General features: G+C 66.2%; 16 protein-coding genes and 1 pseudogene. 12 read left to right on the top strand and 5 right to left on the bottom strand.

Annotated features, from left to right (window positions below; translation table 11 throughout):
* A partial coding sequence (locus DQP58_RS27295) for a DUF6542 domain-containing protein (protein WP_346427288.1) occupies window positions 1-666 on the bottom strand: 666 nt, incomplete at its 3' end.
* Between the two features lie 142 nt (window positions 667-808).
* Between DQP58_RS27295 and ychF the strand changes: the two genes are divergently transcribed.
* Complete coding sequence (gene ychF / locus DQP58_RS22965) at window positions 809-1,882, top strand: redox-regulated ATPase YchF (RefSeq protein WP_066881554.1); 1,074 nt, start codon at window positions 809-811, stop codon at window positions 1,880-1,882.
* Window positions 1,883-1,900: 18 nt separating this feature from the next.
* Here ychF and DQP58_RS22960 read toward each other — a convergent pair whose 3' ends face one another.
* Window positions 1,901-2,401 (bottom strand): nitroreductase/quinone reductase family protein, encoded by a 501-nt coding sequence (locus tag DQP58_RS22960; RefSeq protein WP_112710464.1) that lies wholly within the window; start codon window positions 2,399-2,401, stop codon window positions 1,901-1,903.
* Window positions 2,402-2,593: 192 nt separating this feature from the next.
* Here DQP58_RS22960 and DQP58_RS22955 point away from each other — a divergent pair, with 192 nt between their 5' ends.
* The 5 genes from DQP58_RS22955 (at window position 2,594) to DQP58_RS22935 (ending at window position 5,870) form a co-directional block, all read left to right on the top strand.
* Window positions 2,594-3,142, top strand: a complete 549-nt coding sequence (locus DQP58_RS22955) for a VOC family protein (protein ID WP_112710463.1) — start codon at window positions 2,594-2,596, stop codon at window positions 3,140-3,142.
* A gap of 101 nt (window positions 3,143-3,243) precedes the next feature.
* Entirely contained in the window at window positions 3,244-3,642 is a 399-nt protein-coding gene (locus DQP58_RS22950; RefSeq protein ID WP_112710462.1) for a VOC family protein, read from the top strand.
* Between the two features lie 97 nt (window positions 3,643-3,739).
* A complete protein-coding gene (locus tag DQP58_RS22945) occupies window positions 3,740-4,111 on the top strand; it encodes a hypothetical protein (RefSeq protein ID WP_205869517.1) in 372 nt (123 codons plus the stop codon).
* A 456-nt stretch (window positions 4,112-4,567) separates the two neighbouring features.
* Entirely contained in the window at window positions 4,568-5,191 is a 624-nt protein-coding gene (locus tag DQP58_RS22940) for a C40 family peptidase (protein WP_240630071.1), read from the top strand.
* A 355-nt stretch (window positions 5,192-5,546) separates the two neighbouring features.
* On the top strand, window positions 5,547-5,870 hold the full coding sequence (locus DQP58_RS22935) for a putative quinol monooxygenase (protein WP_112710460.1): 324 nt from the start codon (window positions 5,547-5,549) through the stop codon (window positions 5,868-5,870).
* A 7-nt stretch (window positions 5,871-5,877) separates the two neighbouring features.
* Here the strand turns inward: DQP58_RS22935 and DQP58_RS22930 are convergent, their stop codons facing one another.
* A complete protein-coding gene (locus tag DQP58_RS22930; RefSeq protein ID WP_112710459.1) occupies window positions 5,878-6,558 on the bottom strand; it encodes a guanylate cyclase in 681 nt (226 codons plus the stop codon).
* A gap of 152 nt (window positions 6,559-6,710) precedes the next feature.
* Between DQP58_RS22930 and DQP58_RS22925 the strand changes: the two genes are divergently transcribed.
* Complete coding sequence (locus DQP58_RS22925; protein WP_112710458.1) at window positions 6,711-6,920, top strand: hypothetical protein; 210 nt, start codon at window positions 6,711-6,713, stop codon at window positions 6,918-6,920.
* Here DQP58_RS22925 and DQP58_RS22920 read toward each other — a convergent pair.
* On the bottom strand, window positions 6,872-7,705 hold the full coding sequence (locus tag DQP58_RS22920) for an adenylate/guanylate cyclase domain-containing protein (RefSeq protein ID WP_112710457.1): 834 nt from the start codon (window positions 7,703-7,705) through the stop codon (window positions 6,872-6,874). The two genes, DQP58_RS22925 and DQP58_RS22920, sit on opposite strands and share 49 nt — an antisense overlap.
* A 121-nt stretch (window positions 7,706-7,826) precedes the next feature.
* On the opposite strand from DQP58_RS22920, the gene DQP58_RS22915 reads away from it, so the two are divergent.
* Window positions 7,827-9,236 carry a glucose-6-phosphate dehydrogenase gene (locus DQP58_RS22915; RefSeq protein ID WP_112710456.1) on the top strand — a complete coding sequence of 470 codons (1,410 nt, stop codon included), beginning with the start codon at window positions 7,827-7,829 and terminating at the stop codon, window positions 9,234-9,236.
* Window positions 9,237-9,252: 16 nt separating this feature from the next.
* Complete coding sequence (gene gnd / locus DQP58_RS22910) at window positions 9,253-10,275, top strand: phosphogluconate dehydrogenase (NAD(+)-dependent, decarboxylating) (RefSeq protein ID WP_112710455.1); 1,023 nt, start codon at window positions 9,253-9,255, stop codon at window positions 10,273-10,275.
* Window positions 10,276-10,289: 14 nt separating this feature from the next.
* Here gnd and DQP58_RS22905 read toward each other — a convergent pair whose 3' ends face one another.
* A complete protein-coding gene (locus DQP58_RS22905; RefSeq protein WP_112710454.1) occupies window positions 10,290-11,153 on the bottom strand; it encodes an alpha/beta fold hydrolase in 864 nt (287 codons plus the stop codon).
* 123 nt (window positions 11,154-11,276) lie between these two features.
* On the opposite strand from DQP58_RS22905, the gene DQP58_RS22900 reads away from it, so the two are divergent.
* From DQP58_RS22900 to DQP58_RS22890, 3 genes and pseudogenes are all read left to right on the top strand, one after another.
* Window positions 11,277-11,753, top strand: a complete 477-nt coding sequence (locus DQP58_RS22900) for a VOC family protein (RefSeq protein WP_112710453.1) — start codon at window positions 11,277-11,279, stop codon at window positions 11,751-11,753.
* Between the two features lie 108 nt (window positions 11,754-11,861).
* A complete protein-coding gene (locus DQP58_RS22895) occupies window positions 11,862-12,770 on the top strand; it encodes an alpha/beta fold hydrolase (RefSeq protein WP_112710465.1) in 909 nt (302 codons plus the stop codon).
* Window positions 12,771-12,786: 16 nt separating this feature from the next.
* Window positions 12,787-13,223, top strand: a pseudogene (locus tag DQP58_RS22890) (DUF1298 domain-containing protein); the annotation flags it as partial.

Below are 13,223 nucleotides of genomic sequence, written 5' to 3'. Positions count from 1 at the left end.
ACGGCTGCGGGCCGAGCGGGTCGTGGGGCGGGTGCTGCGCGTCGTGCGGCGCGTCCTCGACGAAGAGCTCGACCTGCGGGCGCGGCGGGCATCGGTGGTTTCGTCGGCGTCGTCGGCGTCGTTATCCGACTGCAGCACCGACTGCGCCTTGGCGACGATGCCGTTGAAGAAGGACTTGACGGCCACACCGGCGGCGTCCGGGGCGTCTTCAGAGGTGCCCGCCGATGTCCTTGTCTTGTAGGCGTTTCCGAAATACCAGCGGGCCAGTCCGATCGCCAGCACGCCGCCGGCGGTGCCCAGCATCAGCGGGAAGCGCTCGATCAGCGGATAGCCACAGTTGATCAGCAGGTCTTTGAGGCGGCCGACCTTGGCGTCGTGGAACAGCCAGTAGGCGCCCGGCACCGCGCCGAACAGGATCAGGGGCGGCTGGATGATTGTGGTGAAGATGCCGTCCTGGCGTACCGCCAGCACCGCCGCCACGCAGCCGGCTATATAGAAGCCAGCGAAGACGTGGGTCAGCTCCTTGTGACCAGCGTCGATTCCGTAACCGATGGCGGTCGCGGTGACGGCGATAAGCAGGGCTGCGTACCAGGGGACACCTGGGATGTTTGGAAGGATCGAACGGTGACCATCGTCCACCGTCGAACTTGCCCGCTGTGCTGACACATGTAGACCGTACCGGGAATGGGCCGAAAGGCCCGTAAATACCTCGTTGCGATCCTGCGCGCGCCATGCCGGCGTGCAGCATCGGCGGTGATCAACGGTCCCCGGCGCCCATCATCGCCAGGACCCCTAGACTTGGTTCCCCGTGAGCCTGAGCCTGGGAATAGTGGGGTTGCCCAACGTCGGCAAGTCGACCTTGTTCAACGCGCTGACCCGGAACAACGTGGTGGCGGCCAACTATCCGTTCGCGACGATCGAGCCCAACGAGGGCGTCGTCCCGCTGCCCGATCCCCGGCTGGACAAGCTGGCCGAGATGTTCGGCTCCGAGAAGATCGTTCCGGCGCCGGTCACGTTCGTGGACATCGCCGGAATCGTGAAGGGCGCCTCCGAGGGCGCCGGCCTGGGCAACAAATTCCTGGCCAACATCCGCGAGTGTGACGCGATCTGCCAGGTGGTGCGGGTGTTCGCCGACGACGACGTGGTGCATGTGGACGGCAAGGTCGACCCGCGCGCCGACATCGAGGTGATCGAGACCGAGCTGATCCTCGCCGACATGCAGACCCTGGAGAAGGCGGTGCCGCGGCTGGAGAAGGAAGCCCGCAACAACAAGGAGCGCAAGCCGGTGCACGAGGCCGCCGTCGCTGCGGAGGCGGTGCTGGACTCGGGCAAGACGCTGTTTGCGGCCGGTGTCGACGCCGCACCGCTGCGCGAGCTGAACCTGATGACCACCAAGCCGTTTCTGTACGTGTTCAACGCCGACGAGTCCGTGCTGACCGACGATGCCCGCAAGGCCGAGCTGTCCGCGATGGTCGCCCCCGCCGACGCGGTGTTCCTTGACGCGAAGATCGAGGCCGAACTCCAAGAGCTCGACGACGAGTCGGCCGCCGAGCTGCTGGAGTCGATCGGGCAAACCGAGCGGGGACTGGATGCCTTGGCGCGGGCCGGTTTTCACACCCTCAAGCTGCAGACCTACCTGACAGCGGGACCAAAAGAGGCGCGCGCGTGGGTGATTCACCAGGGCGACACCGCACCGAAGGCCGCCGGGGTGATCCACACCGACTTCGAAAAGGGCTTCATCAAGGCCGAGATCGTCTCCTACGACGACCTGATCGCCGCGGGCTCGATGGCGGCGGCCAAGGCGGCGGGCAAGGTCCGCATGGAGGGCAAGGACTACGTGATGGCCGACGGTGACGTGGTCGAGTTTCGGTTCAACGTCTAGCGATGACACCCGCACCGTCTATTGCGAGTCCTGCGCAGAGAAGACGTCGATCGGCCGCCCAAGGGTCAACATCATCAGCGGGATCTGGCGGCTCGTCGACCGCTGATAGGTGAGGTACGGCGGGTACAAATGAGCCATATATTCCCAAACCTGGTGACGCTCTTCGCCTTCGGGCTCGCGCCACGTCGCCTCGAACGCCTGGGTGGCGATCTGCACACCGATGGTGTCGCTCGCCAGAATGTTCAAGTACCAACCCGGATGCGTGTCCGCACCGCCCTTTGACCCGACGATCACGACCTCGCCGCCGAAGTTGCCGTAGATCAGCGGCCTGATATATACCTTGCCCGACTTGCGGCCCACGCACCTGATCAAGCAGTGCGTCGTCATCTCACGCCCCCCGACCGCGCTGACGTCGAAGATATGGCCGCGGGTGCCGCCGGAAGTCAGGTACGTGTCGAGGTGCTCATTGATCCAGTCACCTCTCGCCGCTCGGATCGCTGCGGCATCGGCGTCGGCCATGGATGACTCCTGAATTCGGACAGGCGAGAGTGATTGGACTGATCTGCGTTGCTTTTCTCTGGGTGATCCATGTAACCACGCGGCCGTCCGGACCGTTTTTTCGGCTCGATCCGTTGCTCGCTCCCGCGGGTTATCCCGGTCGTCGTCGCAGCTCCCGCGGGCTGTCCCGCCGGGTGAGTAAGGTAAAGCACGATGCGGTGGCGGGGTGTGTGTCACGTCGAGTTCGCGGTGTTGGACTACGACGACTCCATCGCGTTCTATGACGCCTTATTCGGCTGGCTTGGCTACAGCAGCTTCTCGTCGCTCAACATGGAATACGAGTCGACGTATCACATGACGCGAATCGTCAACCCGCACAGTTACATCGGCATCCAGCCCGCGCGGACCGGGGCGAAGCTGACGCACGCCGACCAGGCGGTCGGCATCAACCACATCGCGCTGTGGGCCCGCAGCAGGGTAGAGGTCGACCGATTCCACCGCGAATTCTTGGTGGCGCGCGGCATCCCTGTAACCGACGAGCCCAGAAAATACCCGCAGTACTGGCCCGGCTACTACGCGGTCTTCTTCGACGACCCGATCAACGGGATTCATTGGGAGTTGGCGTGGGTGCCGAAAGTGCCGCCTCGGCAACTTTGGTCGTTTTATCGCGCCATCCGCGCTTTCGCCAGGAGCCGACCGGATCTGGCGAAGACGGTGCCCGGCGTCGCCCGGCAGGCCAGGAGAACCCTTCCGTGCCGGTGATGCGGCGCGTCACGTCGCAGCATGGCCACGACACCCTGGTTGTCGGAGGCCGCGCCTAGCATTCGGTGTGCTCAGACACCGCCCACCTGGAAGGCCGCCGCATGAAGTTCATTTCGACCCGCATCATCACGGCCGACGTCAGGCAGCTCGTCGATTTCTACCAGCTGGTCACCGGGGTCTCGGCCGTCTGGGGCAACGAGCTGTTCGCCGAGATCCCGACGCCGATCGGCACGCTGGCCATCGGTAGCGACAAGACCGTCCCGCTGTTTGGCGATGGGTCCGCCGAGCCCGGGGCCAACCGCAGCGCCATCCTGGAATTCATCGTCGAGGACGTGGACTCCGAATACGCGCGGCTCCGCGAGCACGTCGGCGAGGTCGTGACGGAGCCGACCACGATGCCCTGGGGCAACCGCGCGTTGATGTTCCGGGATCCGGATGGGAACCTGGTCAACCTCTTCACCCCGGTGACGCAGGAGGCTCGGGCCAAGTTCGGAGTATGAGCGGCCTGTAGAGCGCCCCTTCAGATTGAGCACCATTCAGTGGTTTCATCCCAAAGTGCCACTTGCCCGGATGCCGGTATCGAGAAAGTGTTAGGGGATGCAGACGGTGATGCGGACAGCGAGCGTGGTGGTGGGCGGCGCGTTGGCGCTGTCAGTTCTGGGTCTGGGCGGCGGCCCCGTCGCCGCGGCGGCCCCGCCCCCGGCGCCCATCGGTCATTGGTGTCCGGGCGATCCGTGGAACCCGGCCTGGGGCAACGTCTCGGACTGGGACTGGCATCAATGCCACGACTGGCAACGCCCGGGGGGCCCGTCCGCGCCGGCGGGTTGGGGGCCGTGGGGACCGCCACCGGCGTGGGCGCCGCCGCAGCCACCGCAACCGGCCTGGGCGCCCGGAGCGCAGATGATGTGGAACCCGACCGGTGCCGGCAACTGGGGAATCTGGAACAACGGAATCTGGACGCCGATCTGATCCGACGTCGCCCTGGGTAAGGGGCCGGCACATAGGGTGCCCGGCGGGTCGCCGCGGGGTCAGGGTGAGCTGTGGCCGCTGGGGATCGTGCCGAGCCGCCCGCGGAGTTGCAACCGCGGGCGCCCAGCTGAGAGGGCGCGAATTTCAGGCCGGATGAACGCGAGAGCTAGCGGACGATCGCGAGGGCTCGGCCGCGGAGCGCGAACGCGAGCGCGGCTGCGGCGCGTAGACGAACGAGGCAAGCGCATGCGGGCGCGCGCCAAGCGAGAAAAAGCCGACGTCGATCGGGATACGGCGCAAAGCGAACGATCCGCGACATGACCTAGCATCCGCAGGAAGCGCCCGCGGGGCACTGAAGGCCGGCGCTCCGCAACCGCAGGTATTTAGCCGCCGAAAATATACGGGTGTGTAATGGGTTTGCTCTACGTGCGGCGCACGTCATGGTCCGATTAGTGAATGACCTGCGCCACAAATTTTGGTTCACGACAATTGTTATTGCTAGCCTCTCTGCCCATGGTCGTTATTGCATCACTGATGTCGTTAATCAGTCAGGTCTCCGGCACGCCCTATATTGCGGGTGGAGATTCACCCGCCGGGACCGATTGTTCGGGACTCGCGTCCTGGATTGCTAATGCAGCAACTGACAGGCCCGTTTTCGGGGATCGATTCAACACCGGAAACGAAGAGGGCGCATTGTTGGCGCGCGGCTTCCAGTATGGAACCGCCCCCAACGCGTTGGTCATCGGCTGGAACGGTGGCCACACGGCGGTGACGCTGCCGGATGGAACGGCGGTCTCCAGCGGTGAGCGGGGCGGGGTGCACCTCGGCGGTGCGGGCGCCTACCAGGCCGGATTCACCCACCACATGTTTCTGCCCTTGCCCGCGGAGGACGCACCGCCGCCGCCGCTGTTCGCTCCGCCGCCCCCACCCGACGCTCCACCGCCTCCGCCGGACGCACCGCCGCCCGCGCCCGCCGCTCCCGCGCCCCCGCCGGCTGCGCCGCCCCCTCCGCCGGACGCTCCGCCGCCGCCGGCCGTCCTGATCGACGCTCCGGCGCCGCCGCCTCCGCCCGGAATGTGAATTACGTTTATCCGGCCGCGCGGGAATTGCGAATTGATAACAAATAGATCCGACGAGTCGCAATAATGGATGTTCGGACGATACCGCGAGCTGATAATCGGGCAGCTGCACTGGCTAGTGAAGTGCACCCGGTATCGTCCGTTTGTGAGCTCCGCCACTGAAAACGTACGGCTAAAGGGGACTCACGGGTCATGAGTGACGCATGAGTCCACTTTGCTCTAACCATTACTTAAGAAAATTATGGCCAGCAGCCCTCGGTCGCGGCGGTCCGCCACCACCCGCGGCCGGATAGGCTGGCGCTGCCCGCGGATTCGGGCGGGCTTAAGTGGAAGCAGCGAACCTAGGCGGGGCCGCAATGATCTTCATCGTCGTCAAGTTCGAAACCAAACCCGACTGGACCGACGGCTGGCCGGACCTCGTCGCCTCGTTCACCGCCGCGACTCGGGCCGAGGAAGGCAATCTGTGGTTCGAGTGGTCGCGCAGCTTGGACAACCCGGCGGAGTACGTCTTGGTTGAAGCGTTCCGTGACGATGAGGCGGGCCGTATCCACGTCAACAGCGACCATTTCAAGCGCTTCATGCAGGAACTCCCGCCGGCGCTGAAGTCCACCCCCAAGATCATCAACCAGACCACCGATGCCACGGGTTGGTCTGAGATGGGCGAGCTGGCGGTCGACTGACCCTCGACTAGCCGATCACAATCTCGATTTCATCGCCCAGGGCATAGCCCGGTGCGAGCGGAAGCCGGTCACCGCTCCAGAACGACCCGGGGTCGAAGTAGTTCGAATACTTCTCGGTGGTGAGCAACCCCATCTCCTCGTAGGTGATTGCCACGGTTTCCGCGCAGTAGGCCGCTTCCAGGCCGAGTCGCTGGCGTTCCTTGCGCCGCTGCGTCGATTCGCGAACCTTCTTGTCCACGAACGGGATTCCCCGCATCCAGTCGTAGGCGTTCGGGAGCCGGCCGCGCAGCCACCGGCCGGTCAACCGCATGGTGGTGGGAAACGCGGTGCCGTCCATCCGCGCGATCACGCGCAGCAGCTTGTTCTCTTGCTCCCGGGTGGCCGGCGGTGACAGCTGGCGTAGCCAGCACCGTTGGTGGTAACGCTGCGACCACTGCATGACCGATTGCGCAAGGTCGTTGAGTTGCACGCCACGATGACTCGTCCCCGTCCACAGGTCGGCGAGCTTGTCACCGAGTTCGGCGTGCCAGATCAACGGCGGCAGGTCGTCGATGGCCACCGTCATGCCGACGTGATTCACCGGGCTGTTCGTCAGCGTCTGGATCGCGCGGTCCGGTCCCGAGCCGCCGCGAAACAGCCAAAGGTCACCGGTGCGGGTCGCTTCGAGCGCTTGGTTCAAGGTGAGCATCGTGTAAGCCCGTCCGCCGCTGCAGCTTTCGCCGTTGTCGTCGCCAGTATCAGCCCGGCCGCACGGCACGCGTGATCCGTTGCCATGCGTTGCGGGCACACAAGTCAACCACAACCGGGCCACAACGATCCGGCGGCGCATAGCCTGATGTCATGCGCAATGTGTGGAAGTGGCTGGGGTTGGCCGGTGCCGCCGGTGTCGTCGCCGGGGGCGCGCTGGTCGTCCGCGACCAGCGCAAGCGGCGGGCATACACCGCGGACGAGGTCCGCGATCGCCTGCATCAGCGGTTGGCCGAATACAACGGCGACGGCGTTCAGTCCGGCTCGGAATCGGCCGGTGACTCGACGGCGAACAAGCGATGAGTTCCTGAAAACCCCTTCAGCTCCACATCGCGGCCGTCGTCGAACCGGATGCCGTCGGAATCGGAAAGCGCGTCTCGCACCGGCTGACTCACCAGAATCTGCCCGCCCACCGCTTGCGCGGCGACCCGTGCCGCCATCGCGACATTGCGGCCGAACAGATCGTCGCCGCGGCGCACCGAGCGGCCCATATGGATCCCGATCCGTACGCGAATCTCTTCGCGCCGCTTGCGGTTTGCCTGCCTACGCAACGCATCCTGCAGGTCGATACCGCACCGGACCGCCTCCTCGGCGCGGGAGAAGGCGATCATGAATCCGTCGCCCTGGCTCTTCACCACATGACCGGACCGTCGCCGCACCAGATCCGAGACCAGCTTGTCGTGCGAGCTGATCAACTTGACGAAGGCCCGGTCGCCGATCCGCTCGTTGAGTGCGGTGGACTCCTCGATGTCGGAGAACAAGATCACCACCCGGCCGTCCGGGGTGACGCGAGCAAGGTCGGGTCGCTCGACTTCGGCCCAGTCCGCGAGGTCTTCGATGCTGCTGCGCACCGCAGCGCCGAAGCCTTCCTTGCGCATCAGATTGGCGGTGTTCCACACTCTCTTGACGGCCTCGCGCCCGCCCGACAGCAACTGGTTGCGGGTGTCGGTCCGCTGGCGCAGCTCGTCGAGTTGCTGCTGGCTGCGCACCAGCAACCGCCACAACACGACCAGTGCGATACCTTCGATCGCGGCGATCCCGGCCAGAACGTAGACCGCGACGTGCAGCGCGTCAGCCATGCCGGTCATCCTTTCAAGGCGGCGGTCCGCCCCGGTTGTCGGCCCTAGCGGCAGTGTCTAGTGTTGAGTCCGCCGGCCGCGGGTAGTGATCTCAAGGGAGCCGATCAGGTGACTTTCGGGAGGAGCGGTTTTGGCCGACGACGACAGTAGCCCATCTGACCTGCTGGTGATCTTCGGAATCACCGGTGATCTGGCGCGGAAAATGACCTTCCGGGCGCTGTACCGGCTCGAGCGTCGCGACATGCTCAACCACCCGATCGTGGGCGTGGCCAGTGACGACATCACCCTCGAACAGCTGCAGGACCGGGCGCGCGACGCCGTCAAGGCGTCGGGGGAGCAATTCGACGACGCCGTCTTCGATCGGCTGGCGGGCCGGCTGTCCTACCTGCACGGCGATGTCACCGACGCCGACCTCTACAGCCAGCTCGCCAAGAAGATCCCGTCGAATTCCCATCCGCTCTACTACCTGGAAATGCCGCCCGCCTTGTTCGCCCCCATTGTGGAGAACCTGGCGAAAGCCGACCTCCTGGAGCGGGCCCGGGTGGCGGTCGAAAAACCGTTCGGCCACGACCTGGACTCGGCGCGCGACCTCAACGCCCGACTGCGTGCGGTGCTCGACGAAGACCAAATCCTGCGCGTGGACCACTTTTTGGGCAAACAACCCGTGGAGGAACTGCAATACCTGCGGTTCGCGAACAACGGCCTGGCCAAACTGTGGGATCGCGACAGCATCTCCGAGATTCACATCACCATGGCCGAGGATTTCGGGATCGAGGACCGCGGCAAGTTCTACGACGCGGTGGGTGCGCTTCGCGACGTCGTGCAAAACCACCTGCTTCAGGTGCTCGCCCTGGTCGCGATGGAGCCCCCGGTCGGCGCCGGCGCCGACGACCTGAACGACAAGAAGGCCGAGGTCTTTCGGGCGATGCCGGCCTTGGATCCGGAGCGCTGCGTGCGCGGACAGTACCGCGGCTACACCGATGTCGCCGGTGTCGCAAAGGATTCCACCACCGAGACCTACATAGCGCTGCGGACCGAGATCGACAACTGGCGGTGGGCCGGAGTGCCGATTTTCCTACGTGCCGGAAAAGCGTTGCCGGACAAGGTCACCGAGGTCCGGATGTTTCTGCACCACGTCCCGGGCTTTTCGTTTCTGCCCAATCGCAGGCCGCCCGAGTGCAATCAGATCGTGCTGCGCATCGACCCCGATCCCGGGATGCGGCTGCAGTTGTCCGCGCAGGCCGGCGATTCGTGGCACGACGTCCACCTGGACTCGTCGTTCGCCGAGGATCTCGGCGAACCTGTACGGCCCTATGAACGCCTGCTTTACGCCGCGTTCAACGGAGATCACCAGTTGTTCGCCCGCGAAGACGCCATCGAAGAGACGTGGCGAATCGTGCAGCCGGTGCTGGACAAGCCGGGCCGAATCCACCACTACGACCAGGGCTCCTGGGGGCCCGAGGCCGCGCACGCGCTGCTGCGTGGTCACCACAGCTGGCAAGAGCCGTGGCTGCCGCGCAGCACGCCCAAGGAACAGTAAGGAGACGAGAGACACGATGCAGCTGGGAATGATCGGCCTCGGCCGGATGGGCGCGAACATCGTCCGCCGCGTCGTCAAGGACGGACACGAATGTGTGGTTTACGACCACAATCCCGACGCGGTCAAGGCGATGGAGGGTGAGGACAAAACCACCGGGGTGTCCTCGCTCAACGAACTCGCCGAGAAGCTGACCGCACCGCGGCTGGTTTGGGTGATGGTGCCGGCCGGCACCATCACCACCGGAGTGATCGCGGAGCTGGCCAAGACGCTCGACGCCGGGGACATCGTCATCGACGGCGGCAACTCCTACTATCGCGACGACATTCGCCACGCAAAGACGCTGTCGGAGAAGGGCATTCACCTACTCGACTGCGGCACCAGCGGCGGCGTGTGGGGCCGGGAGCGCGGCTACTGCCTGATGATCGGCGGCGACGACGAGGCTTTCCTGCACGCCGAGCCGATCTTTGCCAGCGTCGCACCGGGCGTCGACGCCGCGGCGCGCACGCCGGGTCGCGAAGGCGAGGTCGCGCGGTCGGAGCAGGGGTACCTGCATTGCGGGCCGTCCGGCGCCGGGCACTTCGTGAAGATGGTGCACAACGGCATCGAGTACGGCATGATGGCCTCGCTCGCCGAGGGGCTGAACATTCTGCGCAACGCCGACATCGGCAAGCAGGTGCAGGAGGGTGACGCCGAAACCGCACCGCTCGAGCACCCCGAGTTCTACCAGTACGACTTCGACATTCCGGAGGTCGCCGAGGTGTGGCGGCGGGGCAGCGTCATCGGCTCCTGGTTGCTGGACCTGACGGCGATCGCGCTGCACGAATCGCCGGAACTCAAGGAGTTCTCCGGCCGGGTCTCCGACTCCGGGGAGGGCCGCTGGACCGCCATCGCGGCCATCGACGAGGGAGTGCCGTCGCCGGTGCTGACCACCGCGCTGCAGTCCCGCTTCGCCTCGCGCTCGCTCGACGACTTCGCCAATAAGGCGCTCTCGGCGATGCGCAAGCAATTCGGTGGGCACGCCGAGAAGCCGGCGAACTGATCTTGCCGGGCCGGTCAGCGGCGGTTGACGAAGGCCACCACCGCGTCGCTGAACGCGTCGTTGTCGTCGCCGGCCGCAGTGTGGCCTGCGTTGGACAGCTCGACGAATTCCGCTCGCGGGACGGTGGCCAGGAAGTGCCGCACGCCCTCCGGGCTCACCACGTCGGACAACTTTCCGCGGATCAGCAACACGGGAATGGTCAGGCTCTTGGCGGCCTGCTCGAAGCTCTCGGTGCGCAGTTCGGGATCGTCTCCCGGCTTGGTCATGAAGGCCGGGTCCCAGTGCCAATACCAGCGGCCGTCGCGCAGGCGCAGGTTCTTCTTCAGGCCCTCCGGGCTGCGTGGCTTGCTCCGGTAGGGCAGGTAGGCGGCGACGGCGTCGGCCGCCTGTTCCAGCGAGTCGAAGCCGTCGAGGCCGCTGAACATGAAGTCGCGGATGCGGGCGCTGCCGCCCTTCTCGAACCGCGGCACCACGTCGACGAGCACCAATCGGGTGACCCTCGCCGGACCGGCCCGGTACGCGGCGAGGATGCCGGTCAGGCCGCCCATGCTGGCCCCGATGATGGTCACCGGCCGGCCGATCGCGTCCAGGACCCGCATGACGTCGCCCGTCAGCGTCTCGATCTCGTAGTCGGCGTCGGGCGAACGGGCGCTGTCCCCGTGTCCCCGCGAGTCGAGCGCCACCACGTGCAGCCCCAAATCGGCCAGCGTTTGGCCGGTGTTTTTCCAGGAAAACCGGTTCTGGCCGCCGCCGTGCAACATCAGGATGCTCGGCCGCCCTGCGCCGTCGGAGCCGCGATTCCATTCGTCGGCGACCAGCGTGATCCCGCCGACACCGGCAAACTCAACCGTCTCGGGACTGCTGCTGACGGTACTCATGCGATCTGACGTTACATAGGCCGGTTAAGCACTGTTGCGCGGGTGGACGACGCGGTGAGTTTTCGTCGGCGCCGGGGTCTATCGATGGCAGAAACCCACCAGCCGTCAAGGAGGCCGAAGGACATGCCATCGATCACCCCGTCGTTGTGGTTCGACGACAACCTGGAGGAAGCCGCCAAGTTCTACACCTCGGTGTTCCCCAACTCCCACATCGAAGGCTTCAACCAGACCACCGACGCCGGACCGGGCGAACCCGGGGCCGTCCTGTCCGGCAGCTTCGTGCTGGACGGCACCCGGTTCATCGGGATCAACGGCGGTCCGCACTTCCAGTTCAGCGAAGCGGTGTCCTTCACGATCCACTGCAAGGACCAGAACGAGGTCGACTACTACTGGGACCGGCTGACCGACGGGGGCGAGGAATCGCAATGCGGTTGGCTCAAGGACCGCTTCGGGCTGAGCTGGCAAATCGTCCCGGACCGGCTCTACGAACTGATCAGCGATCCGGATCGCGACCGGGCGGCGGCGGCCACCAACGCGATGTATGGCATGCGCAAGATCGTCATCGCCGAGCTGGAGCGGGCCGCCGCAGCGCAACAGTGAAAACCGCTGATACAGCGGTGCTTTGACGCCGTATCGACCAGGGTCGGTGCGTCGCGCAGCCGCACAGGTTAGGTTGATCCCTGCGGAGACGTCGAGCAGGGAGTGAACATGGCTGAACCAGGCTGGATCGACGTGACCGGGCCGGCGGGCGATCTCAAGGCCCTCACCTGGGGGCCGAACGACGGTCCCATCGCGTTGTGCCTGCACGGCTTCCCCGACACGCCCTATGGCTGGCGCAAAGTCGCGCCGCGGCTCGTGTCGGCGGGCTGGCGGGTGGTCGCGCCTTTCATGCGCGGATACGCGCCGTCGTCGATCCCGGTCGACGGCAGCTATCAGGTCGGTGCGTTGATGGACGACGCCCTGCGGGTCCGGGAGGCCGCGGGCGGCACCGACAACGACGTGATCATCGGCCACGACTGGGGCGCGATCGCCGGCACCGGGCTGGCCGCCATGCCCGACAGCCCGTTCACCAAGGCGGTGATCATGTCGGTGCCACCTTCGGCGGCCTTCCGGCGGCGCGGGGGTGGCGCGGCGGAGCGGGGCCGGCTGGCCGCCCACCTGGCGCGCCAGGTGTTCCGCAGCTGGTACATCATCTACTTCCAATTGCCTTGGCTGCCTGAGCGTTCCGCGTCCTGGGTGTTGCCGCTGCTGTGGCGGCGGTGGTCGCCGGGGTATCGCGCCGACGAGGATCTGCGCCACGTCGACGCCGCGATCGGGGCGCCACAGAGCTGGCGAGCGGCGCTGGGACCGTACCGCGCCACCATTCGCAACACCCGGCCGTCGGCGCGGTATGCCGAGCTGAATCAGCTGTGGACCGAAGAACCCGTGCTGCCGTGCCTGTATCTGCACGGCCGCGACGACGGTTGCATGACACCGGCTTTCGCGCGCTGGGCCGAAAAGGTGTTGCCCCCGGGCAGCGAGGTCGGCATCGTCGACCACGCCGGGCACTTCCTGCAGCTCGAACAACCCGACAAGGTCGCCGACCTGGTGCTCGGGTTCATCGGCTCACCCGGCTGACACCGTGGCCATCGCCGTGCCGGGGCACCGGATGGCCGCCGTCGACGCGCAGTTCTACTGGATGTCGGCCAAGATCCCCAACGACGAGTTCCTGCTCTACGCGTTCGACGGCGAGCCCGCCGACTACCCGCGCGCCGTCGAGCGACTCTGCGGGCGGGCCAGCGCCGAGCCGGCGTTGACGATACGGGTGAAAGACCGCGGCCGGTTGCGCTATCCGCGGTGGGTGCCGGCGGCCGTCACGCCCGAGCAGGTCGTCCGCCAGGAGCTGGCCCATGACAGCTGGGACGGCGTGCTGGCCGCGGTAGCCTGCCTCGCCGACGACCAGCTGGACATTCGCCGGATGGCCTGGCGGCTACACGTTTTCACCCCGGTGCGCGGCATTCCGGGCGTCGCCGGACCGGGGACGGTCGCGGTGCTGCAGGTCGCGCACGCGCTGGCCGACGGCGCCCGCTC

The organism is Mycobacterium colombiense, assembly GCF_003284975.1.
GTDB lineage: Bacteria > Actinomycetota > Actinomycetes > Mycobacteriales > Mycobacteriaceae > Mycobacterium > Mycobacterium europaeum_A.
Note: the sequence above shows the minus strand (reverse complement) of the source record. Positions and strands in the feature narration are given on the sequence as shown.